The sequence below is a fragment of the Pseudomonas sp. OE 28.3 genome (genome assembly GCF_014268205.2).
Taxonomy (GTDB): Bacteria; Pseudomonadota; Gammaproteobacteria; order Pseudomonadales; family Pseudomonadaceae; genus Aquipseudomonas; species Aquipseudomonas edaphica.
Map to the genome: position 1 here is coordinate 62,679 of NZ_CP077082.1, position 25,524 is coordinate 88,202.

Genomic DNA, 25,524 nt, shown 5'->3' on the forward strand with positions numbered 1-25,524 from the left:
TTTATTGGGCAGGGCTGGATGGGGGAACCACGACGTCGGCGCGTACGGCGCGCACATCGAGGCTGATCTGATATTCGGTGTATTGGCGCGCCGGAACCGTGAGCACCGTGCGCCATTGCGCGCGGTCCAGCTCGCGATAGCCCACCAACAAGCCGATCTGGCGTGTGGAAGGGTCAAGGTCGCGCTGGATGCTCAGTTGCTGGCCGGGTTGGATCATCACTTCATCCTGGTCCAGCAGGTCCAGGCCAAGGGTGGATTGCGCGCGATCGGCCAAGGCGAAGTAGTCGGAGCGACTGAAGGTGGCGGCGTTTTTCAGTTCGAAAATGCGCACCCGCACCGGAGCAGCCTGGCCGTTGGCGCCGGGGTTTAGCCCGGCAATGGCGTGAAAGTGCAGCTCGACGGCGGCAGTGCCCGCTTCGGCTTCAGCGGCAACCTCGGGTTTGACCGCGTCCTTGGCACACGCCGTCAGCAACAGCGCGGTGGCGGCTGCGAGTAAAAACCTGGGAATCATCCTGCGTCCTCAATGACGTACTTAGCTATCCGTTTTATCCATTATTGCGGCGCGTTTTAGCGTCGCTGTCGTGCGCTGTGTTCTTCGTATGCTCGGCTGAATTCGCGACCGAACAGGTCCTGGAAATCTTCCTGGGCCTCACGGGAAATATTGCTGTAGAGCTCGGTGAACTGCTGCCAGTACTGCGCCTGGCGCGAGCCGTTGAACAGACTCGACAGCCCGGCGGGCTTGCCCATGCGCTCTTCCAGCTGTGCCGGTTCAAAACGCGTGAGCAGGTGTTTGATCGCCGCTTCCACACCGGCCATTACTGCCAGTTGGTGAGCGCGCAGGTCGTCGAAACTCTCGCGCACGGCGACGTCCGGCGCCATAAACGCTTGGTTGCCATGACGAAGCAGCAGCAGCAAGGCTTCGTCAGCATTCGGCGCAAATTTCAACGGATTGTTTTCAGCCGGCTGGATCATCGTCTGCTGCATGCGGAACTCGCCCTTGAGGCTCGCGCGGGCACGCAACACGTCGATCAGGCCTTCGACCATAAGGCGGTAGCTGCGGCCGATGCTTTCCATTTGTGCTTCGGCTTGAGCCTTGTCGAGGCGCAATTGGTCCAGCCCGGCGCCGCGCAGGAAGGCTTGCAGCAAGTCGGGCTGTTGGGTGATGGCCGGGGCGGTTGGCTGGACGACCGGCGCTGCTGGCGGTTCAGGTGGTGCAACCGGTTGTGGCGCTGCAACAACGGGCGCGGGCGTGTCGCCGAACAAATCCCAGTCTTCAGGAATAACCGAGCCCGACACCACGGGTTGCTCGACCACAGGCACCGCGACCGGCGTTGGCGGACGAAAATCGTGCTGCTCGCTGGGTACGTGGTCCGCCACGGTTGGCGGCGGCACGGTAGTCGGGGTGAGGAAGTCGAACAGGTCCGGCAGCGTGTCCATCGACGAGGCGCCCTGGAACTGCGGCGCGATCACAGGTGAAGGTGCAGGCTTGTTCGCCACCGCGCCCATCAGCGCTTCAAAACTGTTCGGCGAATCGCCGCTGAACGGCTGGCTATCAAGCGCCTGCACATTGAAGTCGATACGTGCCTGGATCTCGTAATCGCCGATGCGGATCAACTCGCCATCCTGCAACGGCTCGCTGTTCCCTCTGCGCATTCGGATGCCGGCCTTAACCAGCTCCACGCCGTTCGTACTGTTATCGGTTAGGTAGTAACGGCCATCTTTGTATTGAATAACGCAATGTTGCGAGGAGACTAACCGCTCTGGGTCAGGCAGTACCCAGTCATTGTCGGAATTGCGGCCAATAGCCATCACGCCCTGATCCATGGACTTTTCAGGGCATTGCCCAGGGGTAATCTTGTGATAACTAGTGATAGTCAAACACAGCGACATCTTGCCTCCTTGCTGATACATCGCGCGCGGCCTATTCCAAGGGAGGGCGCTTCCCGCAAGCGCCCTGCCAAGTCGTGCAAACGACCGTAAAATCTGCTTTTGTCAGCATGATTGCTGATCTTAACCGGCTTCTGTGACAAAAACCCTGTCCTGGGCCGCCGTCAGACCCGTCAGTCGCGCAGTGTGTTAAACACCGCACATCTGTCACAGAGGGCGAGTAGCTTACCTTGACAACGCGTAACTACTACACCAAAAATGCACAACTTCTTGAACATAAGTGATGGCGCAATAGTGGCGCACTGAATATATGACCAAGAAAACATGCAAAGTTCATTGCGTAACTTATGCATGCATTGCCCGCCGTCTAACGGGCTGATAAGGAGATCGAATCAAGTGGATGTGCCGTTGCTGCTCGCCGCCGTTTCCGCGACTTCGCCCTGTGGTGAAGACATGGAATATGACGCGCAATTCCTTCAATTGGAACGTGACGCCAAGGGCCAACCCGAGCGCAGCATGGGCGACTCGATCCTGCCCGCCGAACCCCCGCAGTGGCGTAGCATCCAGCAGCAAAGCCTCGACTTGTTGCAACGCAGCAAAGACCTGCGCATCACCCATTTCCTGTTGCAAAGCTCCCTCGCCCTCCAGGGTGTGGCCGGGCTTGCCGAAGTCCTTACGCTGATCAACGCGCTGCTGCGCGAATACTGGGCCGACCTGTACCCGCGCCTGGATGCCGACGACGATAACGACCCCACCGTACGCATCAACGCCCTGTCCGGCTTGACCAGCGACGCAACCATACGCTTGCTGCGCGAGAGCATCCTCACGCGCTCGCGCACGTTTGGGCCAGTGAGCCTGCGCGCGGCGCTCAACGCCAGCGGCCTGTCGAACTTCCCGGATGAACAACTCGGCGCCCAGCAACTCAACGCCGCGTTCCTCGACAGCGACCCCGAGCAGCTGCAAGCCACGCGCGACGCCCTGAGCGCCGCGCGTGCCGCCTGCGAGGCCATCGAACAACAAGTCAGCGACCAGGTCGGCTCGGCCCAGGGCGTGGACCTGAGCCTGCTGAAGCAACCGCTCAAGCAGGCGCTGCAGATCCTCAATCAAGCCGTACCCGACCCTGCAGGCAGCAGCGAACCCGAGGCTGTCAGTGAAGACAATGCCCCCTCGGTCGATTTCGCCGCCGCCCCCGCAGCACCGCGCCCAACGGGCGACATCGCCACCCGCGATGACGTGCTGCGCAGCCTCGACAAGATCCTTGCGTACTACACCCGGCACGAGCCTTCGAGCCCGCTGCCGGTGCTGTTGAACCGGGCGAAGCATCTGGTGCACGCCGACTTTGCGGCCATCGTGCGCAATCTGATCCCCGACGGCATGTCCCAATTTGAAAACCTGCGCGGCCCGGAAAGCGAATAAGCCGCCGGACTGTGCAGTAACAACACCGTCGCTCAAGCGACCAGGAGCAGCAACGTGGCGAAGCAAAGTTCTCAGAAATTCATCGCGCGCAACCGTGCGCCTCGAGTGCAGATCGAGTACGACGTCGAGCTTTACGGCGCCGAGAAAAAGGTCCAGTTGCCCTTCGTGATGGGCGTGATGGCCGACCTCGCCGGCAAGCCTGCCGAGCCGCTGGCGCCTGTGGCTGATCGCAAGTTCCTTGAGGTAGACGTCGACAACTTCGACTCGCGCCTCAAGGCCATGCAGCCACGCGTAGCCTTCCACGTACCGAATGAGCTGACCGGCGAAGGCAACCTGAGCCTGGACATCACCTTCGAAAGCATGGACGACTTCAGCCCGGCCGCTGTGGCCCGCAAAGTCGATTCGCTCAAGCAACTGCTCGAAGCCCGCACCCAGTTGGCCAACCTGCTGACCTACATGGACGGCAAGACCGGCGCTGAAGAAATCATCATGAAGGCGATCAAGGACCCGGCACTGCTTCAGGCACTTGCCAGCGCGCCTAAGCCAGCAGGGGACCAGTAATCATGACCGACAATACCGCCCGCGAAGGCAGCCAGATCCTGGGTGCTACCGAAGAAGCCAGCGAGTTCGCCAACCTGCTGCTGCAAGAATTCAAACCCAAGACCGAGCGTGCCCGCGAAGCCGTGGAAACCGCTGTGCGCACCCTGGCCGAACAAGCCCTGGCGCAGACGGACCTGGTCTCCAATGACGCGATCAAGTCGATCGAATCGATCATCGCCGCCATCGACGCCAAGCTCACCGCCCAGGTCAACCAGATCATCCACCACCCGGATTTCCAGCAGCTGGAAAGCGCCTGGCGTGGCCTGCACTACCTGGTCAACAACACCGAGAGCGACGAGCAACTGAAGATTCGCGTGCTCAATATCGCCAAACCTGAACTGCACAAGACCCTGAAGAAATTCAAGGGCACGGCGTGGGACCAGAGCCCGATCTTCAAGAAGATGTACGAAGAAGAATACGGCCAGTTCGGCGGCGAACCGTACGGTTGCCTGGTGGGCGATTACTACTTCGACCAGTCTCCACCGGACGTCGAGTTGCTGGGTGAGTTGTCGAAGGTCTGCGCCGCCATGCACGCGCCATTCATTGCCGCTGCTTCGCCCACCGTGATGGGCATGGGTTCGTGGCAGGAACTGTCGAACCCGCGCGACCTGACCAAGATTTTCACCACCCCGGAATACGCTGGCTGGCGCTCGCTGCGTGAATCGGAAGACTCGCGCTACATCGGCCTGACCATGCCGCGCTTCCTGGCGCGCCTGCCGTATGGCGCCAAGACCGACCCGGTGGAAGCCTTCGCCTTCGAAGAAAACACCGACGGCGCCGACAGCTCCAAGTACACCTGGGCCAACGCCGCCTACGCGATGGCGGTGAACATCAACCGCTCGTTCAAACACTACGGCTGGTGCTCGCGCATCCGTGGCGTGGAATCCGGCGGTGAAGTGGAAAACCTCCCGGCCCATACGTTCCCTACCGATGACGGTGGCGTGGACATGAAGTGCCCGACCGAAATCGCCATCAGCGACCGCCGTGAAGCGGAGCTGGCGAAGAACGGTTTCATGCCGCTGCTGCACAAGAAAAACACCGACTTCGCCGCGTTCATCGGCGCCCAGTCGTTGCAGAAACCGGCCGAATACGACGACCCGGACGCCACCGCCAACGCCAACCTGGCCGCGCGCCTGCCGTACCTGTTCGCCACCTGCCGCTTCGCCCACTACTTGAAGTGCATCGTGCGCGACAAGATCGGTTCCTTCAAAGAGAAGGACGAGATGCAGCGTTGGTTGCAGGACTGGATCCTCAACTACGTCGACGGCGACCCTGCGCACTCCACCGAAACCACCAAGGCCCAGCACCCGTTGGCCGCCGCCGAGGTGATCGTGGAAGACGTCGAAGGCAACCCGGGTTACTACAACTCCAAGTTCTACCTGCGCCCGCACTACCAGCTCGAAGGGCTGACCGTGTCGTTGCGCCTGGTATCGAAACTGCCTTCGGCAAAAAGCGCATAACTAACGGTTGAACCGGCTCTTCTGTGGGAGCCGGGCTTGCCCGCGATGCAGGCACCTCGGTTTGTCAGTCAGACCGCGGTGATGCAATCGCAGGCAAGCCAGCTCCCACAGAACAGCATTGCCCCTTTGGGCATCACCAAATTCAGTGGCCCGTGCCACACAGGGAGAAAACATGGCTGTTGATATTTTCATCAAGATCGGCGACATCAAGGGCGAGTCCATGGACAAGGCCCACAAGGACGAAATCGACGTGCTGAACTGGAGCTGGGGCATGGCCCAGTCCGGCAACATGCATGTGGGCGGCGGTGGCGGCGCGGGCAAGGTGAATATCCAGGACCTGTCGCTGACCAAGTACGTCGACAAGGCTTCGCCCAACCTGATGATGCACTGCGCCAGCGGCAAGCACATCGACAAGGTCAAGCTGACCGTGCGCAAGGCCGGCGGCGAAAGCCAGGTCGAGTACATGGTGATCAACCTGGAAGAAGTGCTGGTCACGTCCCTGAGCACCGGCGGCTCGGGCACCGATGATCGCCTGACCGAAAACGTCACCCTGAACTTTGCCCAGGTGATGGTCGACTACCAGCCGCAGAAAGCCGACGGCACCAAAGACGGCGGCGCGATCAAGTTTGGCTGGAACATCCGTTCCAACACCAAGCGCTGATAGCCCTGGCGGCCGCAGCACCTCGCTGCGGCCCCTGGCACCTTGTCCCTCTCTTAGCCCGTCCGTGGAGCTGCTTTGGTGGTAACTGAAATCGCTTCCCGCGACCGTCTGCAACCGTCCCTGCTGGACCGGCTGACCGACGATGACCCGACCAACCTCAAGGAAAGCGCCGACAAACGCGTGCTGTCCCTGACCCAATTAAAAGCCTCGGTGCTGCGTGACCTGGCGTGGTTGCTTAACACCACGTCGCTCCTCGACGCCGATGCCACGTTGCACACCCCGGCTGGCACATCGGTGGTCAATTACGGCCTGCCTGCGCTGGCCGGCAACAGCGTTTCCAGTGTGGATATCAAAGCCCTGGAAGCCTTGATCTACCAGGCGATTGCCACTTTTGAACCACGTATTTTGCGCCACACGCTGCGCGTAAAAGCCCGCGTGGGCCATGGCGAGATGAACCACAACGCATTGAGTTTCGAGATCGAAGGCGACCTGTGGGCGCAGCCGGTGCCGTTGCGCCTGCTGCTGCAAACCGACCTCGATCTGGAATCCGGGCATGTGCGTGTGGTCAATGCCGACCAGCGGAGGCGCCCATGAACCCGCGCCTGCTGGAGCTGTACAACCAGGAACTGCACCACGTGCGCGAAAGCGCCGCCGAGTTCGCCAAGGAATACCCGAAGATCGCCAGTCGGCTGACGTTGTCCGGCATGGACTGCGCCGACCCGTACGTCGAACGCTTGCTCGAAGGCTTTGCCTACCTGACTGCCCGGGTGCAGCTCAAGCTCGACGCCGAGTACCCGACCTTCACCCATAACCTGCTGGAAATCGCCTACCCGCACTACCTCGCGCCCACGCCGTCGATGACCGTGGTGCAAATGCAGACCGACCCCGACGAAGGCTCGCTGGCCAGTGGTTTCCTATTGCCGCGCGACACAGTGTTGCGCGCCGCCTTGGGCCGCGAAACCCAGACCTGCTGCGAGTACCGCACCGCGCACCCGGTGACGCTGTGGCCGTTGCAAGTCAGTAATGCTGAGTACTTCGGCAACCCCGCCGCTGTGCTGGGACGCCTGGCCGCCAGCGAGCCCAAAGCCAAAGCCGGCCTGCGCCTGACTCTGCGCACCGGCGCCGAATTACCCTTCAACAGCCTCGACCTCGATAACCTGCCGCTGTACCTCAGCGGTGCCGATGAGCAGCCGTTTCGGCTCTACGAACAGTTACTCGGCAACGCCTGCGCCGTGTTTGCTCGCAAACCCGGTGGTGATTGGGTCGAGCGCCTGCCGCAAGACGCGCTGCGCTCCCGTGGTTTTGACGATGCCGATGCGGCCATGCCGGTGGTGGCGCGCGCGTTTCAGGGTTATCGGCTACTGCAGGAATACTTCGCCCTGCCCCACCGCTTCCTGTTCGTTGAATTCGCGCAGCTGAGCCGTGCGGTGAAACGCTGCGACGGCCAGGAGTTGGAGCTGATCGTGCTGTTCGACCGTCACGAGCCGAGCCTGGAAGGCAGCGTCGGCGCGGCGCAGTTCATGCCGTTCTGCACGCCGGCGATCAACTTGTTTCCCAAACGCGTGGACCGCATTCACCTGTCGGACCGTGTCAACGAACACCATGTCATCGCCGACCGCACGCGGCCGATGGATTTCGAAATTCACTCGTTGAGCGGCATCACCGGCCATGGCACTGGGCCGGAGCAGCCGTTCCTGCCGTTCTATGCGGTGCGTGATCCATCGCGTTATGGCCGCGACCAGGCGTACTACACCCTGCGCCGTGAACCTCGCGTGTTGTCCAGCGACCAACGCCGTAACGGCCCGCGCTCTACCTATGTGGGCAGCGAAACCTTTGTCAGCCTGGTCGACAGCCAGCAAGCGCCGTACCGCCATGATTTGCGCCAGCTCGGCGTGACCGCGCTGTGTACCAACCGCGATTTGCCGCTGTTCATGAGCGTGGGCAACGGCAAGACCGACTTCACCTTGGCCGACAGCGCGCCGGTGTTGTCGGTGCGCTGCGTGGCCGGGCCGAGTCGTCCGCGTGCCAGCCATGCCCATGACGCCAAGGCTTGGCGCCTGATCAGCCAGCTGTCGCTCAACTACCTGTCGCTGAGCGAGCAGGGCCAGGGCGCCGGCGCCTTGCGCGAACTGTTGCGCTTGTATGGCGACAGCAACGACGCGGCGCTGCAATTACAGATCGAAGGTTTACGTGAGGTCAGCAGCAAAGCGGTGACCCGGCGCCTGCCGATGCCCGGCCCGATCGTGTTTGGGCGCGGTCTGGAAATCACCCTGGAATTCGATGAAAACGCGTTTCGCGGCACCGGCGTGTTTCTGCTCGGTGCGGTGCTGGAACGCTTCCTGGCACGTTATGTGTCGATCAACAGCTTTACCGAGACGGTGATCCGTACCACCGAACGCGGCGAGATCATGCGATGGAAAGCCAAGCCCGGTCGACGTCCGACCCTGTGAACACACTGGATGCGATGCATCAGGAGCCCTGGGAATACGATTTCTTCCAGGCGCTGCGACGTATCGAGTGCGAATCGCCAGCGCTGCCGCGCCTGGGCCATTCCCTGCGCCTGGCCGATGACCCGCTGCGCCTGGGGCAGCAGGCGGACTGCACCTTCGCACCGGCCACATTGGCCTCGGTCGACCCTGGCGGCGATGGCAAACCAGCGCGGCTGGAGCAATTCTTTTTCGGCCTCGGCGGCCCCAACGGCCCGTTGCCGCTGCATATCACCGAGTACGTGCGCGAACGCCAGCGCAACAACGCCGACAGCACCAGCAAACAGTTTTTGGATGTGTTCCACCATCGCCTGCTCAGCCTGTTTTACCGGGCCTGGGCCGAGGCGCGACCGACCGTCAGCCACGACCGCCCGGATGATGACTACTGGTCCGCGCGCCTCGCAGCGCTGTGTGGTCGAGGCATGCCGAGCCTGCTGAATCAGGGGTTGATTCCGGATACCGCGAAGCTGCACTACAGCGGTCACCTGTCGGCGCAAACCCGCTACCCGGACGGCTTGAAGGCCATTCTCAGCGAGTACTTCGGCCTGCCGGTAGAGATTGAAGAATACGTCGGCCAGTGGCTGGAACTGCCAGAGCGCAGCCGCGTGAGTGTCAGCGCCAACCAGTTGGGCGTGGACTTTTGCCTGGGCAGCCATGTGTGGGATCGCCAGCATAAATTCCGCATCCGCCTCGGCCCGCTCAAGCTGGACGATTACATGGGCATGCTGCCCGGCAGCCAGCCGTTCAACGAGCTGGTGGCGTGGGTGGCCGAGTACCTGGGTCATGAACTGGACTGGGACTTGAACCTGGTTTTGCAACAACCCGAAGTCCCAAAGCTGCAACTTAATGGCCACTTCCGCCTGGGCTTCAACACTTGGCTCGGCCAACCCGAGCATGACGCCAACGACCTAATCCTGGCCCGGCATTACGCCGATCACGCCACTACCTCAAGGAATCCAGAGCATGGGTGAAATCAGTCGCGCCGCACTGTTCGGCAAACTCAACAGCGTGGCCTATAAGGCCATCGAAGCCGCCACCGTGTTCTGCAAACTGCGGGGCAACCCGTATGTGGAACTGGCCCACTGGTTTCACCAGTTGCTGCAACTGCAGGACTCGGACCTGCACCGCATCATCCGCCAGTTCAACGTGGAGCCGGCGCGCCTGGCCCGTGACCTGACCGAAGCGCTGGACCGCTTACCGCGTGGTTCGACGTCGATCACCGACTTGTCGTCGCATGTGGAAGAAGCGGTAGAGCGCGGCTGGGTCTATGGCAGCCTGATGTTCGGCGAAAGCCAGGTGCGTACCGGCTACCTGGTGCTGGGTATCCTGAAGACGCCGAGCCTGCGCCATGCGCTGCTGGGCTTGTCCGCCGAGTTCGACAAGATCAAACCCGAAGCCTTGAGCGAGCGTTTTGACGAATACGTCGGCGACTCACCGGAGAATGCGTTGAGCGCCAGCGATGGCTTCAACGCCGGCGTACCTGGCGAAGCCAGCGGTGCCATGGCGCCGAGTGCGATGGGCAAGCAGGAAGCGCTCAAGCGCTTCACCGTCGACCTGACCGAACAAGCGCGCAGTGGCAAACTCGACCCGATCGTGGGGCGTGATGAAGAGATCCGCCAACTGGTGGACATCCTGATGCGTCGACGTCAGAACAATCCGATCCTCACTGGCGAAGCCGGCGTGGGCAAGACCGCTGTAGTCGAAGGGTTCGCCCTGCGCATCGTCGCCGGTGACGTGCCGCCTGCGCTCAAGGATGTGGAACTGCGCAGCCTCGACGTGGGCCTGCTGCAAGCCGGTGCCAGCATGAAGGGCGAGTTCGAACAGCGCCTGCGCCAGGTCATCGAAGACGTGCAGGCTTCGCCCAAGCCGATCATTCTGTTTATCGACGAAGCCCACACCCTGGTAGGTGCCGGTGGCGCCGCCGGGACTGGCGACGCCGCCAACTTGCTCAAGCCTGCGCTGGCCCGTGGCACCTTGCGTACCGTGGCCGCCACGACCTGGGCCGAGTACAAAAAACACATCGAGAAAGACCCGGCCCTGACCCGCCGCTTCCAGGTGGTACAGGTTGCCGAGCCGTCGGAAGACAAAGCGCTGCTGATGATGCGCGGCGTGGCCTCGACCATGGAAAAACACCATCAGGTGCAGATCCTTGATGAAGCCCTGGAAGCCTCGGTGAAGTTGTCCCACCGCTACATCCCCGCACGTCAGTTGCCAGACAAGTCCGTCAGCTTGCTGGACACTGCCTGCGCACGCGTCGCCATCAGCTTGCACGCCGTACCAGCCGAAGTGGACGACAGCCGCCGTCGCATCGAAGCGCTGGAAACCGAGCTGCAAATCATCGCCCGCGAGCATGCCATCGGTATCGCCATTGGTGCGCGCCAAACCAATAGCGAAACCTTGCTGAGCGCCGAACGTGAGCGCCTGGCGACTCTGGAAAGCCGCTGGGCCGAAGAAAAAACCCTGGTTGATGAGCTATTGGCAACTCGCGCGACCTTGCGCGAAAAAGCTGGCGTGGTAGACAGCGGCAACGATGAGTTGCGCGCCCAACTGCTCGACCTGCAACAACGCCTCACTGCGCTGCAAGGCGAAACCCCGCTGATCTTGCCGACCGTGGATTACCAGGCCGTGGCCTCGGTGGTCGCCGACTGGACCGGCATCCCGGTGGGCCGCATGGCGCGCAACGAGTTGGAGACAGTGCTCAACCTCGACCAGCACCTGAAGAAACGCATCATCGGCCAGGACCATGCCTTGCAGATGATCGCCAAGCGCATCCAGACCTCCCGCGCCGGGCTCGATAACCCAAGCAAGCCGATTGGCGTGTTCATGCTCGCCGGCACCTCGGGTGTGGGCAAGACCGAAACCGCCCTGGCCCTGGCCGAAGCCATGTACGGCGGTGAGCAGAACGTCATCACCATCAACATGAGCGAGTTCCAGGAAGCCCACACCGTGTCCACACTCAAGGGCGCGCCACCGGGTTATATCGGCTACGGCGAAGGCGGCGTGCTAACCGAAGCGGTGCGGCGCAAACCCTACAGCGTGGTGCTGCTGGACGAGGTGGAAAAAGCCCACCCGGACGTGCACGAGATCTTCTTCCAGGTGTTCGACAAGGGCGTGATGGAGGACGGCGAAGGCCGGGTGATCGACTTCAAGAACACCCTGATCCTGCTGACCACCAACGCCGGTACCGAGCTGATTTCCCACGTGTGCAAAGACCCGGCGAACATCCCGGAGCCGGAAGAAATCGCCAAGGCGCTGCGCCAACCGCTGCTGGAGATTTTTCCGCCGGCACTGCTGGGCCGTTTGGTGACGATTCCGTATTACCCGCTGAGCGACGAAATGCTCAAGGCGATTACCCGCCTGCAACTGGGCCGCATCAAAAAGCGCGTGGAGAACACCCACAAAGTCGCCTTCGATTACGACGACGCTGTGGTCGATTTGATCGTCTCGCGCTGCACCGAAACCGAAAGTGGCGGGCGCATGATCGACACCATTCTCACCAACAGCCTGCTGCCGGACATGAGCCGTGAGTTTCTTACGCGCATGCTCGAAGGCAAGGCACTGGCGGGTGTGCGTATCAGCAGCCGGGATAATGAATTGCACTACGACTTCAGCGATTGACCTGACGAAACGCAATTCAACTGTGGGAGTGGGCTTGTGTGGGAGCTGGCTTGCCTGCGATAGCATCACCTCAGTGCGCCTGCCACACCGAGGTGCCTGCATCGCGGGCAAGCCCGGCGCCCACACAAGCCCGCTCCCACAGTTGGATTCGGTTTCTTCAGTTATTTAGGTATTTACGGGACTACCGATGCTATTCAACCAAGCCTCACGCCTGGCCAAGATCACCAGCCCGCTCGGGCCGGATGTGCTGCTGCTCAATGAAATGGGCGGCGGCGAAGAGCTGGGCAGGTTGTTCAACTATGAGCTGCGACTGACCTCTCTGGACGCCAACATCGACCTTAACCAGTTGCTGGGCAAGCCGATGAGCGTTGGCGTGCAGCTGGCGGACGGTGGCGAGCGGCACTTCCACGGCATCGTTGCGCGTTGCAGCCAGAATATCGACCAAGGCCAGTTCGCCAGTTATCAGGTGACCCTGCGCCCGTGGTTCTGGCTGCTCAGCCGCACCTCGGACTGCCGGATTTTCCAGAACCTGAGCATCCCGCAGATCATCAAGCAAGTGTTCCGCGACCTGGGTTTTTCCGACTTCGAAGACGCGCTGAGCCGCCCTTATCGCGAGTGGGAATACTGCGTGCAGTACCGCGAGACCAGCTTCGATTTCGTCAGCCGCTTGATGGAACAGGAAGGTATCTACTACTTCTTCCGCCATGAACAGGACCGTCATGTGCTGGTGTTGGCCGATGCTTATGGCGCCCACACCACGGTGCCGGGCTATGCGTCGATCCCGTACTACCCCAAGGACGAGCAGCAGCGCGAACGCGACCATATGCACAACTGGCACCTGGCGCAGGAAGTGCAGCCTGGGTCGCTGGAGCTTAACGACTACGACTTCCAGCGCCCCAGCGCCAGTATCGACGTGCGCTCGGCCATGCCGCGCCCGCACACCGCCGGCGACTACCCGCTGTACGACTACCCCGGCACCTACGTGCAAAGCGCCGACGGTGAGCACTATGCGCGCACCCGCATCGAAGCCCTGCAAACCCTGCATGAGCAGATCGAGTTCAACGGTAATGCGCGGGGCCTGGGCTCAGGCCATTTGTTCAGCCTCACCGGCTTCAGCCGCCAGGACCAGAACCGCGAATACCTGATCGTCGGCTGCCGCTATGCCATCGTCCAGGAAAGCCTGGAAACCGGCGGCGGCTCAGGGTCGGCGCAGTTCGAAAGCAGCCTCACCTGTATTGACGCCCAACAAAGCTTCCGACCGCTGGCCAGCACCTATCGGCCCATCGTCAAAGGCCCGCAGACTGCGCTGGTGGTCGGCCCCAAGGGCGAGGAAATCTGGACCGACCAGTACGGCCGCGTGAAGGTGCACTTCTACTGGGACCGTCACGACCAATCCAACGAAAACAGCTCGTGCTGGATTCGTGTGTCGCAGTCCTGGGCCGGTAAAAACTGGGGCTCGATGCAGATCCCACGGATCGGCCAGGAAGTGATCGTGAGCTTTCTGGAAGGCGACCCGGACCGCCCGATCATCACCGGCCGTGTCTACAACGCCGAGCAGACCGTGCCTTACGACCTGCCGGAAAACGCCACCCAGAGCGGCATGAAAAGCCGCTCCAGCAAAGGCGGCACGCCGGCCAACTTCAATGAAATCCGTATGGAGGACAAGAAGGGGCTGGAGCAGCTGTATATCCACGCCGAGCGCAATCAGGACATCGTGGTGGAGGTGGATGAAAGCCACTCGGTGGGGCATGACCGCAACAAGAGCATTGGGCATAACGAGACGGTGATGATTGGTAATAACCGCCTGCGCATCGTCAAGCAGGAGGACATTCTCTCGGTGGGCCAAAGGAAGACCGACAGCATCAGCCAGAGCTACGTGATTGAAGTGGGCGAGAACCTGCGGCTGGTCTGCGGCGAAAGCATTCTGGAGTTGAATGCCAGCGGCCAGATCAACCTCACGGGTGTGAACATCAGCTTCTATGCCAGCGGCGATGCCGAGTTTAATACCGGTGGCCTTCTGCACCTCAACAACGGCGGCGGCGCTGGCGCCACGCCCGATGGCCAAGGCGTCAAAGCCAGCATCGACGCCAATATCAAAGCCGCGTTCCCCACGCCTAAAAGCTCCTGACGAGACCTGTTTGCCATGACGTACCGAATCAACGAATTTCAGTTCCAGCTGCCGGCCGCAGAGTTGCAGGACGCGACGATCAATATTCTCAAGTTTCCCGAGCTGGGCACTTCTTTGATCGTCAGCCGCAGCTTGCTGGCCGAAGGCGAAACGTTGCACAGCAACTTCGACGACCAACTCAAGCGCCTGGAAAAACAGGTGCAGGATTTGCGCTGCCAACCCAGCGTTACCGTGAGCCTGGGCGCCGCTCAAGAGGTGGAAGGTATCGAGTTGCGCAGCCAGTTCAACAAGGGCAATGACAAGGTGTTCCAGTATCAGCTGGCGCTGGTGTTGCCGGGTACGCGCAAGATGCTCGCCTTGAGTTATGTGAAGGCCGAAAAGCTAGGCGATGCCGAGGCTGCGCACTGGGCATTGATCAAAAACTCGTTGTCGTTCGACGCTATTTCTTGATGAGCCGCCTGCATGTCTGACGCGTTATGGGCAGCCCGGATGGGCGATGCGCTTTCCCACACCTCGATGATGGCGGACATCCTCGGCGGTGTGCTGGAAGTGGCGGCCAATATCGCGATCACGGCGGTGGCGACGGCGGCCGTGGTTGCGGCCACCGGCATTACCGTGGTCACCGGTGGCCTCGGCTGCTTCCTGCTGGGTGCGGTGGTGGGCACGATTGTTGGCCTGGCCATGAGCAAAAGTGGCGCGGACAAAGGGCTGACCAAGATATGCGATGCCTTCAGTAACGCCCTGTTTCCGCCCACGGTGCAGGCGAACATTCTCACCGGTTCCACCGACACCCTGACCAATAACATGCCTGCGGCTCGTGCGGCCGGGGCGATCAGTTCCCATGTCACACCGGCCGGTACCGAGCTGGAAGCGCCCGAACCGGAACCCGAAGCCAGTTATCTGGACATGGCCGCAGGTTTCTTTTCGCAGATGTGGCGCCCTACCGTCGCCACACCTGCGCCGGGTGCCGTGCCCAAGCCGCTGGACCTGGTGGTGTGCATGAAGCACCCGCCCATGCCGCCGCAGTTTCTGGCCGAAGGCTCGGATAAGGTCACGATCAACGGCCAACCCGCCGTGCGCAGTGGTGATCGCAGTACCTGCGATGCGACGGTGGTGTCGTCCGGGCTGATTTCCTCCAACGTGACCATTGGTGGCGGTTCGGTGGTGGTGCGTGAGATTCGCAGCGGCAAGACGCCTGGCGTCGGGTTGGCGGTTACAGCGCTGTTGATGCTCAAGGGTGGCAAGGGCAAGTTCTTCAGCAAGTTGCCATGCATGTTGGTCAGCGGCGCGACGTCGATGGCCATCAGCAGCGCGATGGACGCTGCGGCCAACGCCGCGATGGGCTCGTCGAACCCGGTGCATGCCGCGACGGGCGCGAAGGTACTGGGCGGTGTCGACGACCTGGATTTTGTGCTGCCCGGCATTCTGCCTATCGACTGGCAGCGCTTCTACAACAGCCGTGATGAACGCCAGGGCAGCCTGTTTGGCGTCGGTTGGAGCGTGCCCTACGAAGTATGCGTCGACATTCAGCCGCATCCCGAGGGCGGCGAAACGCTGGTCTATACCGACGAGCAGGGCCGGCCCATCGACATGGGCACCATTCCCTTGGGCGGCGCAGTGTTCAGCGCCGGTGAAGGGCTTGCGGTGCGACGACACCTCAATGGGCAGTTGCTGATCGAAAGCGACGACGGCATGTACCGCTTGTTCGAAGCTGCGCCAGCGAACCCGTCGCAACTGCGTCTGAGCCAACTGGGTGATCGTAACGACAACCGTATCTATATCGACTATGACGAAGCGGGGCGCCTGGTGCGTCTGCGCGATACGTTCGATCTGGTGCAGGTTGAGCTGATCCGTGATCAGGGCCATGTGAACCGCATTGAACGCCTGTACCCGGAACAACGTCGCGAAGTGCTGGTGAGCTATGGCTACGACGCGGCAGGCAATCTCGCGCAAGTGCGTGATGCAACCGATCAAGTGCAGCGGCGTTTTGCCTACGATGCCGGGCGCCGAATGGTGGAGCATCAATTACCCACCGGATTGCGCTGTTTCTATGAGTGGGCGTTGATCGAAGGCCTGGAATGGCGCGTGGTTCGGCATTGGACCGATGAGGGCGACGCTTACCAGTTCGACTATGACCTGCAGGCTGGCCTCACGCGCATCACCGACGGCCTGCAGCGCGTGAGTACGCGGTACTGGAACACTCAGCATCAGATCATTCAGTACAGCGACAACCTTGGCCAGACCTGGCTGTTCGAGTGGAATGACGAACGTCAGTTGCTCAGCGCGACTGATCCTCTGGGTGGGCGCTATGAGTACAGCTACGATGAGAGCGGTAACCTCAGTACATCCAGTGACCCCTTGGGCCGTATTGAATCCGTTTTATGGCTGGAACATTGGTCTCTTCCACTGGTTGAAACCGATAGTGCCGGCAGCAGTTGGCAATACGAATATAACGCCAGCGGCAATTGTGTCCGCGAAACAGACCCGCTGGGTCTCGTCACTCGCTACCGTTATAACGCTGGTGGCCAGATCGTAGAGATTGTCGACCCCGCAGGTAAAAGCAACACCTTGCGTTGGAATAAATACGGGCAGCTGTCAGAGCATATCGACTGCTCAGGTTACTCAACAAAGTTCAACTACGACCATCGCGGTTATTTACAGACCATCACCGATGCGCTCGGCGAGCGCACGACTTACCTGCATGACGCTCGCGGGCGTCTGCTGCATTATCAGCTGCCAGATGGTCGCGTTGAAGAATACCTGCGTGACACAAGTGGCCAGCTCACCCAACACATCGATGCGGCCGGCCACACCACCGCCTATCAATACGATGGACGTGGGCAAGTTCGCCAACGCATCGACGCCCACGGACGCCACGTTCAATTTAACTATGATGCCTATGGTCGTCTCCAGGCACTGACCAATGAAAATGGTGAACAGTATCGATTTATCTGGGATGCGGTCGACCGAATCGTCGAGCAACAAGACCTGGATGGCAGCGCCCGACGCTATGCCTACGACGGATTAGGCAATGCCATTCTCGAGTCCCATATACCCGCCCCCTATGGTTCTGGACTGGCACTTGTACCCGATACACCAATAGATCCCATCACTCATCATTTGGAACGGGACGCCGCTGGCCGATTGATCCGAAAAGTAACGGCCGATGGTCGAACCGACTACACCTACGACAGCGTCAACCAACTTACCGTTGCCACATTCACAGATACCCGAGGCTGCGAGCAAAGCCTGTCATTTACTTACGATGCTGTCGGCCAATTGCTGGAAGAACAAAGCTCAGCAGGCAGCCTGCGTCATCACTACGACGAACTGGGTAACCTGATACAAACGCAATTGCCCGATGGGCGCCATATCAACCGTCTCTACTACGGAAGTGGTCATCTGCACCAACTGAACCTCGATGGTCAGTTGATCAGTGATTTCGAGCGGGACCGGCTGCATCGTGAGGTTCTGCGTACTCAGGGACACATTACTACGCGGAGCGAGTATGACCGTGGTGGGCGCCTGCGTTCGCGCATACTGCGCAATGCCGACCAGCCAACACTGCTACCGCCCAGAATACAGAAGCAGTTCAATTACGACGCCAACGACAATCTGATCACCCGCATTGACCGTACGCCGGTTGCCAGTCGTCAACAATTGCTCCACTACGATGCGACGGGACGTATTGTCGCCAACCAAGACAACCTTCAGGGGCTGAGCGAAACGTTTGCCTACGACGCTGCCGCCAACTTGCTGGACGGTCCCCAGCCCGGTGCAGGGCTGGTGGTACATAACAAACTACTGACCTATCAGGACAAACGATATCGCTACGATGCCTTCGGTCGAATGGTAGAGAAGCGTACCGGTAGTCATCGAGTGCAACGCTTCTTTTATGATGCAGAGCATCGTTTGATTGAAGTTCACAACATCAACGGAGTTCAAGAAACTGTCGTCAAAATGTGCTACGACCCCCTCGGTCGAAGGACACTAAAAACTGAACATGACATCCGAGGGTTTCCACTAGGCGAGACCTATTTCATCTGGGACGGATTGCGGCTGCTTCAAGAGCAAAAGAACAGTCTGAACAGCCTGTACCTCTATGGAACAGACAGCCATGAGCCGCTTTCACGTGTGGATGGTGTGGGTGCCCAACAGAAAATTCGGTATTACCACAATGATCAGAACGGACTGCCCGAACAACTATCGGATGCCACGGGTAATATCGTCTGGCATGCTCGTTATCGGGTTTGGGGCAATACCATTGAAGAGGTTCGTGAGCCTCACTACATCGAAGAGCAGAATCTGCGATTCCAGGGCCAATATTTGGATCGCGAGACAGGCCTGCACTTCAATACCTTTCGTTTCTATGATCCGGATATTGGGCGATTCACCACACCAGACCCCATCGAGCTATTGGGGGGAATCAACCTTTACCAATACGCTCCCAACCCTTTAGGGTGGATAGATCCTTGGGGCTGGTCATGCCACGGCAACTCGAGAAAAAGCCGCAAGGCACAACACGGCTATGAAGTCGTAGACACGCGCACCGGAAAAGTTGCGAAGACCGGTGTGAGTGGCGGCAGAATAAAGAAAAATGGAAAATCGGCGCGAGCCGAAAAACAGGTTAGAGACTGGAACGCAGAACCGGGTAATACGGGACGGTATGAGTCCAGAGTAATCAAAAAGGTGCCGGCTGGCCCCGGCGCTCGGTGGAAAATCGAGCGTTGGGAGCAACGAAATGCGAACCGCCGCAGGCAGGAATTAGACCCAGCGAGGCATTCAAGGCCATGATTTTAAAAGAAGTGTATCTGTACCCGGACTTGACCGAATACAGCGACGAGATCATTCATCCGTTCCGCGATCAAAGCCGGTCTGTCTGCAATTTCCTGGAACGCCATTTGAGCGCCCAAAAATTCGAGGCGGTGGGCTTCAAAAAAATTTGTTTTGTCGGAACCAGACAAACTACGCAGGAGGTCTACGTGAACTCCAGCAGCGCACTCATTGTGCCGGTGACTATGGACGAGGTCGCCTATAAAAACTGCGTAACGTCCGACGAACTCAATGAGTTTTTTATAAGCCTGCTGTTGAATGGGTTGGCAAAAGCGATAAAGCACATAGCGCTTCCTGTCGCCCTATTCAAAGACACCCTTGATGAGTTTCGCCGTAACCACTTTAAAAACGAGTGGGTTTTCAAGAGTAAAAAAATAAAAAACCCTGCGTGTACCTGCGTACTTGAATGCCGCCTGACAATCGATTTTTTCTTATTGAGTTTTAAAGTTTTGAAGAGCAACACCTGTGTGCTCGACAAAGAGATCTTGCGAACAGCTCCCGATGAAGTGGTCTTCCTTCCTTACCTAAAGGATATCAAGGAAGAAAACGGAAGAATAAAAGTCATCGACAAGTCAGGCATGCCGTTTTACACCACCACCGCTGCCAGCCTCGATAAGCTATGACGCACGTAGTCCGCAACATCATGTTTAACTCAGAGTTCGATCAAGCATTAAAGCGTCAGCACACACCGATATTCGCCCAATAAAAAGTATGGGGACAGATTATTTCCGGCTCGTTCAAGCATCATAATTCATCCCCTTTTTCGCCGTGAAGAGTACCGCGTGGTAGCGACCGTCAATAACGAAGGGGTGAGCATGCTCAACGACCATAAGGACATTTCTACCGTTGACTATAAAGAGACGGGCCTCAAAGATGGCGTACTCTCCAAGACCAATGAGCCCAAGGCAAAAGGTGTAGGTTTTCGGATACTCGACAAATTCAACAAAACCATCACCTCTTTTCGCGTCGAGAAAAAAGGGGCGAACGGAAAGTGGAAGACCTGCGGATAACGACAAAATGGATCTCTTCAATCTCATTTCATACAAGCTTGAAAGTTTCCTGAACATCCGGCCAGTTCCTCAGTCACTGGGCGTTATTTTTTATCAGGAAGACGAACCTTTATTACTCTCCGCTGCCGCCAAGAAAAGCAATGGAACAACGCTTTATGTGAGCCGTTGGCACGATCTTTTTTCCGCGAGCGCTTTTGAAAAAGCCATGTCGAAACAGGGATTTACGGAGGCGGACTGCTATGCCCTTCTACTCGTCCTGTCTCGCTTTGGTCATTTGTTGGACATCGACAATCGTCAACGCACTAATAAAGACTATTTTATTTTCTTCTATCTGATCCAACTGATCAGTCTAAAAAATAGCCCTATCGATGAGGACGCGGCGTTCAGGAACCACATGCTCACGTTCCTGCTTTTTGAATTGAGCATTGATGACGAGGTATATCGCAGGTTCAGTATCAAGGATAACCAGCTGCTGATGGTGACCGAGGCTTTTGGATCTATAGCACTGCTGGACCTGATTAACGTGATATACAAGACGATTAAAGCAGACACCAGAAAAGAACATGCACTGCTGAGCACCTTGAAAGCGTTCCAGACAAACATCGTTAAACTATTGGTTACGCCGGACAATAAAAATTATCGCTTGAATTTTAATGATCGTTATAGCGAGCTCATGTATCCCGACGTGTTCCTGTATACCTATACCCACCACAGGCAGCAGGCTTTTGAAGCCTTGGTCGATACCGTCAACCCACTTCAATCAACCGAAAACCTTTTCGTTTCCAGTATTATTTTGATGAATTATGCTTTTTATATCCTGCGAACCCGCCCACGAGAGATTCTGAAGCTAAAAAAATTCGTCGATGATGATGCGCTATTCGGCAAACTGCTGGAAGCCGTGATCAAGCGTCGAATGGCCGTTACTAAAGTGCAATTTGAAAAGATTCCAACAGGCCACGATCTGTCACTGATAAACGATAAGCAAACCTCCTTCTACAATATTTTGTACAGTCTTTAACCTATATGTCTGACGCGTTATGGGCAGCCCGGATGGGCGATGCGCTCTCCCACACTTCGATGATGGCGGACATCCTCGGCGGTGTGCTGGAGGTGGCGGCCAATATCGCGATCACGGCTGCGGCGACGGTTGCCGTGGTGGCGGTCACCGGTATCACCGTCGCCACAGGCGGGCTTGGGTGCATCCTGCTCGGCGCGGTGGTGGGCACGATTGTCGGCCTGCTGATGAGCAAGAGCGGAGCAGACAAAGGGCTGACCCATTTATGCGACGCTTTTAGCAACGCCCTGTTTCCGCCCACGGTGCAGGCGAACATTCTCACCGGCTCCACCAATACCCTGACCAACAAGATGCCAGCCGCCCGCGCTGCGGGAGCAATCAGCTCCCATGTCGAACCGGCCGGTACCGAGCTGGAAGCCCCCCCGCCCGCACCGGAACCCAGCTTCCTGGACATGGCCGAGGGGTTCTTCTCGCAGATGTGGCGCCCTACCGTTGCCACACCTGCGCCAGGCGCTGTGCCCAAGCCGTTGGACCTGGTGGTGTGTATGAAGCACCCGCCCATGCCGCCGCAGTTTCTGGCCGAGGGGTCGGAAAAAGTCACGGTCAACGGCCAACCCGCCGTGCGCAGTGGTGATCGCAGTACCTGCGATGCGACGGTGGTGTCGTCCGGGCTGATTTCCTCCAACGTGACCATTGGTGGCGGTTCGGTGGTGGTGCGTGAGATTCGCAGCGGCAAGACGCCTGGCGTCGGGTTGGCGGTTACGGCGTTGTTGATGCTAAAGGGTGGCAAGGGCAAGTTCTTCAGCAAGTTGCCGTGCATGTTGGTCAGCGGCGCCACTTCGATGGCCATCAGCAGCGCGATGGGCGCTGCGGCCAACGCCGCGATGGGCTCGTCGAACCCGGTGCATGCCGCGACGGGTGCGAAGGTATTGGGCGACGTCGACGACCTGGATTTCGTGCTGCCGGGTATCCTCCCGATTGACTGGCAGCGCTTCTACAACAGCCGTGATGAACGCCAGGGCAGCCTGTTTGGCGTCGGCTGGAGCGTGCCCTACGAGGTGTGCGTCGACATTCGGCCGCATCCCGAAGGCGGAGAAACGCTCGTGTATACCGACGAGCAGGGCCGGCCCATCGACATGGGCGCCATTCCGTTGGGCGGCGCAGTGTTCAGCCCGGGCGAAGGGCTTGCGGTGCGGCGACACCTGAATGGGCAATTGCTGATCGAAAGCGACGACGGCATGTATCGTTTGTTCGAGCCGGCCCCCGCAAACTCGGCACGACTGCACCTGAGCCAACTGGGTGATCGTAACGACAACCGTATCTATATCGACTATGACGAAGCCGGACGTTTGGTGCGTCTGCGCGACACGTTCGATCTGGTACAGGTTGAGCTGATCCGCGATCAGGGCTATCTGAGCCGCATCGAACGCCTGTACCCGGATCAACGTCGCGAAGTGCTGGTGAGCTATGGCTACGACGCGGCGGGCAATCTGGTGCAAGTGCGTGATGCAACCGATCAAGTGCAGCGGCGTTTTGCCTACGATGCCGGGCGCCGAATGGTGGAGCATCAATTACCCACCGGATTGCGCTGTTTCTATGAGTGGGCGTTGATCGAAGGCCTGGAATGGCGCGTGGTTCGGCATTGGACCGATGAGGGCGATGCTTACCAGTTCGACTATGACCTGCAGGCTGGCTTAACGCGCATCACCGATGGCCTGCAGCGCGTGAGCACGCGGCACTGGAACACTCAGCACCAGATCACTCAATACAGCGACAACCTCGGCCAAACCTGGCTGTTCGAATGGAACGACGAACGTCAGTTGCTCAGCGCGACTGACCCGCTGGGTGGGCGCTATGAGTACAGCTACGATGATAGCGGTAACGTAATTGGCGAAACCGACCCGCTGGGCCGCAGTGATTCGACCTTGTGGCTGGAGCATTGGGCTTTACCGCTGGTGGAAACCGACGCCGCCGACAACAGTTGGCAGTATCGCTACGACCCTCGCGGCAATTGCATCGCCGAGACCGATCCGCTGGGCTATATCACCCGTTACCGCTATGACGCCCACGGCCAGCCAGTAGAAATCATTGATGCCACTGGCAAAAGCAAACAACTGCGCTGGAATCCGTTTGGGCAGTTGGTCGAGCATATCGACTGCTCGGGCTACCCGACGCGTTTCAGCTACGACGACCGTGGCTATTTGCAGGTCATCACTGATGCCTTGGGTGAACGCACGCAGTTCAGCTACGACGCCCAGGGGCGTTTGCTCAGCAGCCAATTACCGGATGGGCGCACCGAGCAGTATCAGCGCGACGCCAGCGGGCAGTTGGTGGGCTACACCGATCCCGCCGGGCACACCACACTCTATCAACACAACCGGCGAGGCCAGGTACGCCAGCGCACCGACGCCCATGGGCGGCAGGTGCAATTTGGTTACGACAGCTACGGGCGGCTGCAAGCGCTGGTCAATGAGAACGGTGAAAGCTATCGGTTTGCGTGGGACGCCGGTGACCGGCTGACCGAGCAGCAAGACCTCGACGGCAGCGCCAAACGCTACGACTACGACTTGCTCGACAACATCACGACGGTGACTGCGCTTGCCGCACCTTATGGCAATGGACTGGCGGTGGTGCCCGAGACGCCACCGGCGCCCATCGTTCACCGGCTTGAGCGTGATGCAGTTGGCCGACTGGTCGCCAAAACCACCGACGATGGCCGCACCGACTACCGCTACGATGCGGTAGATCAGCTCACGGCTGTGACCTTCACTGATCTGCAAGGCAACGCCCAGGCGCTGGGTTTCGCCTACGACGCCCTCGGCCAGTTACTTGCCGAACAGAGTGCCGGTGGCAACCTGCAACATCACTACGACGAACTCGGCAACCTGATCCAGACCCAGTTGCCGGACGGCCGCTGGCTCAACCGCCTGTACTACGGCAGCGGCCACCTGCACCAGATCAACCTCGACGGCCAGGTCATCAGCGATTTCGAGCGAGACCGCCTGCACCGCGAAGTGCTGCGCACCCAAGGCCAGCTCAGCACCCGCAGCGAATACGACCGCAGCGGCCGCCTGCGCTCACGTCAGCGCCGCCTGAACAGCCAGCCAACGCTGATGCCCGCAGCGGCGCAAAAGCAGTTCGAATACGACCCCGCCGACAACCTGATCGGCAAACTCGACCAACAACCCGCGGCGCAACATCGCCAACTGCTGCACTACGACGCCACCGGCCGCATCATCGCCAGCCAGGACAGCCTGCACGGGCAGCGCGAAACCTTCGCCTACGACGCCGCCGCCAACCTGCTGGATGGCCCGCAAGCGGGTGCCGGGTTGGTGGTGCATAACAAGCTGCTGACGTATCAGGACAAGCGTTATCGCTACGATGCGTTTGGGCGGATGATTGAAAAGCGCAGCGCCAAGCGAGGGGTGCAGCGGTTTGCGTATGACGCTGAGAGCCGGTTGGTTGAGGTGCGTAATGACGATGGTAGCGTGGTCAGGATGGTGTATGACCCGCTAGGCCGTCGGATAGAAAAAACCGAGCATGGCGGTGATGGATATCCACTGGGGGAAACGCGGTTTACCTGGGACGGCTTGCGGTTATTGCAGGAGCATAAGCACAGTCAAACAAGCCTGTACGTCTATGAAGATGAAGGCTACCAACCCTTGGCTCGCGTTGACGGTGCCGGGCCGTTGCAGAAGATTCGTTACTACCATAACGACCTGAATGGGTTGCCGGAGCAGCTGACAGAGATGGATGGCCACATGCTCTGGCAGGCGACTTATCGGGTGTGGGGCAACACGCTGGAAGAGGTGCGTGAGCCTTATTACATTGAGGAGCAGAACCTCAGGTTTCAGGGGCAGTATCTGGACCGGGAGACGGGGCTGCATTTTAATACGTTCAGGTTTTATGATCCGGATATGGGACGGTTTACGACGCCGGATCCGATTGGGTTGCAAGGTGGCCTGAATCTCTACTTGTACGGCGCAAATCCCTTTACTTGGAGCGATCCACTAGGCTGGGTTCAAACACCGCTGAACAAACCTGGTTTTTATGTATACGGACTCTACGCCCCCAATGCCAAAACACCGTATTACATTGGTCACACAGAGCAACTTCCCGCCGCACGTGAAAAACAGCACGACAGGTCCACACGTCTCGGAAAAGGGGAGCTTAGAGTGTTGAAGGGCCAGGATGGCAAGATGACTTACACTCAAGCCAAGGGCTATGAACAAGCGTATCGCGAGAAATATAAAACGAAGGGCAAATTCCCAGGCAACGTCATTGAACCCATTAATAAAGGCCGCACTGATGCGCGTGGAAAATCTCACTATAAAAACTATAAAGTTGCGGCGAAGGCGCTGGGCCTCAAACCAAGCAAAGTCAAATCCTGTACATAAATGAGGCCATTGC

At 59.1% G+C, this 25,524-nt stretch carries 17 protein-coding genes; 15 read left to right on the forward strand and 2 right to left on the reverse strand.

Annotation, left to right across the window (positions count from 1 at the left end; translation table 11 throughout):
- Nucleotide 1: 1 nt before the first annotated feature.
- Complete coding sequence (tssJ, locus tag HU759_RS00295; protein WP_099550251.1) at nucleotides 2-511, reverse strand: type VI secretion system lipoprotein TssJ; 510 nt, start codon at nucleotides 509-511, stop codon at nucleotides 2-4.
- 56 nt (nucleotides 512-567) lie between these two features.
- Nucleotides 568-1,890, reverse strand: a complete 1,323-nt coding sequence (tagH, locus tag HU759_RS00300) for a type VI secretion system-associated FHA domain protein TagH (RefSeq protein ID WP_170036684.1) — start codon at nucleotides 1,888-1,890, stop codon at nucleotides 568-570.
- A 393-nt stretch (nucleotides 1,891-2,283) separates the two neighbouring features.
- Between tagH and tssA the strand changes: the two genes are divergently transcribed.
- From tssA to HU759_RS00375, 15 genes are all read left to right on the forward strand, one after another.
- Nucleotides 2,284-3,303, forward strand: a complete 1,020-nt coding sequence (gene tssA / locus HU759_RS00305; protein WP_017135824.1) for a type VI secretion system protein TssA — start codon at nucleotides 2,284-2,286, stop codon at nucleotides 3,301-3,303.
- Nucleotides 3,304-3,357: 54 nt separating this feature from the next.
- Nucleotides 3,358-3,864, forward strand: coding sequence for a type VI secretion system contractile sheath small subunit (gene tssB, locus HU759_RS00310; RefSeq protein ID WP_017135823.1), 507 nt, complete (start codon nucleotides 3,358-3,360; stop codon nucleotides 3,862-3,864).
- Nucleotides 3,865-3,866: 2 nt separating this feature from the next.
- Nucleotides 3,867-5,363, forward strand: a complete 1,497-nt coding sequence (gene tssC, locus HU759_RS00315; RefSeq protein WP_017135822.1) for a type VI secretion system contractile sheath large subunit — start codon at nucleotides 3,867-3,869, stop codon at nucleotides 5,361-5,363.
- 172 nt (nucleotides 5,364-5,535) lie between these two features.
- Nucleotides 5,536-6,024 carry a type VI secretion system tube protein Hcp gene (locus HU759_RS00320; RefSeq protein ID WP_005792512.1) on the forward strand — a complete coding sequence of 163 codons (489 nt, stop codon included), beginning with the start codon at nucleotides 5,536-5,538 and terminating at the stop codon, nucleotides 6,022-6,024.
- A gap of 78 nt (nucleotides 6,025-6,102) precedes the next feature.
- A complete protein-coding gene (tssE, locus tag HU759_RS00325) occupies nucleotides 6,103-6,618 on the forward strand; it encodes a type VI secretion system baseplate subunit TssE (RefSeq protein ID WP_026013585.1) in 516 nt (171 codons plus the stop codon).
- On the forward strand, nucleotides 6,615-8,474 hold the full coding sequence (gene tssF, locus HU759_RS00330; protein WP_099550248.1) for a type VI secretion system baseplate subunit TssF: 1,860 nt from the start codon (nucleotides 6,615-6,617) through the stop codon (nucleotides 8,472-8,474). The genes tssE and tssF overlap by 4 nt, the downstream gene beginning before the upstream one ends.
- Nucleotides 8,438-9,481, forward strand: a complete 1,044-nt coding sequence (tssG, locus tag HU759_RS00335) for a type VI secretion system baseplate subunit TssG (RefSeq protein WP_099550247.1) — start codon at nucleotides 8,438-8,440, stop codon at nucleotides 9,479-9,481. Before tssF ends, tssG begins: the two co-directional genes overlap by 37 nt.
- A complete protein-coding gene (gene tssH / locus HU759_RS00340) occupies nucleotides 9,474-12,128 on the forward strand; it encodes a type VI secretion system ATPase TssH (RefSeq protein ID WP_169988091.1) in 2,655 nt (884 codons plus the stop codon). Before tssG ends, tssH begins: the two co-directional genes overlap by 8 nt.
- Nucleotides 12,129-12,315: 187 nt before the next feature.
- Nucleotides 12,316-14,256: a type VI secretion system tip protein VgrG gene (locus HU759_RS00345; RefSeq protein WP_099550246.1), complete on the forward strand. Its 1,941-nt coding sequence runs from the start codon at nucleotides 12,316-12,318 to the stop codon at nucleotides 14,254-14,256.
- A 15-nt stretch (nucleotides 14,257-14,271) separates the two neighbouring features.
- A complete protein-coding gene (locus tag HU759_RS00350) occupies nucleotides 14,272-14,706 on the forward strand; it encodes a DcrB-related protein (RefSeq protein ID WP_017135816.1) in 435 nt (144 codons plus the stop codon).
- Between the two features lie 12 nt (nucleotides 14,707-14,718).
- Nucleotides 14,719-19,050, forward strand: a complete 4,332-nt coding sequence (locus tag HU759_RS00355) for an RHS repeat-associated core domain-containing protein (RefSeq protein ID WP_170036682.1) — start codon at nucleotides 14,719-14,721, stop codon at nucleotides 19,048-19,050.
- Entirely contained in the window at nucleotides 19,047-19,712 is a 666-nt protein-coding gene (locus tag HU759_RS00360) for a hypothetical protein (RefSeq protein ID WP_169988100.1), read from the forward strand. The genes HU759_RS00355 and HU759_RS00360 overlap by 4 nt, the downstream gene beginning before the upstream one ends.
- Before the next feature lie 159 nt (nucleotides 19,713-19,871).
- Entirely contained in the window at nucleotides 19,872-20,099 is a 228-nt protein-coding gene (locus HU759_RS00365; RefSeq protein ID WP_017135812.1) for a hypothetical protein, read from the forward strand.
- A 7-nt stretch (nucleotides 20,100-20,106) separates the two neighbouring features.
- On the forward strand, nucleotides 20,107-21,117 hold the full coding sequence (locus HU759_RS00370) for a hypothetical protein (protein ID WP_186617248.1): 1,011 nt from the start codon (nucleotides 20,107-20,109) through the stop codon (nucleotides 21,115-21,117).
- 5 nt (nucleotides 21,118-21,122) lie between these two features.
- Nucleotides 21,123-25,511 carry an RHS repeat-associated core domain-containing protein gene (locus tag HU759_RS00375; RefSeq protein WP_170036678.1) on the forward strand — a complete coding sequence of 1,463 codons (4,389 nt, stop codon included), beginning with the start codon at nucleotides 21,123-21,125 and terminating at the stop codon, nucleotides 25,509-25,511.
- Nucleotides 25,512-25,524 lie beyond the last annotated feature (13 nt).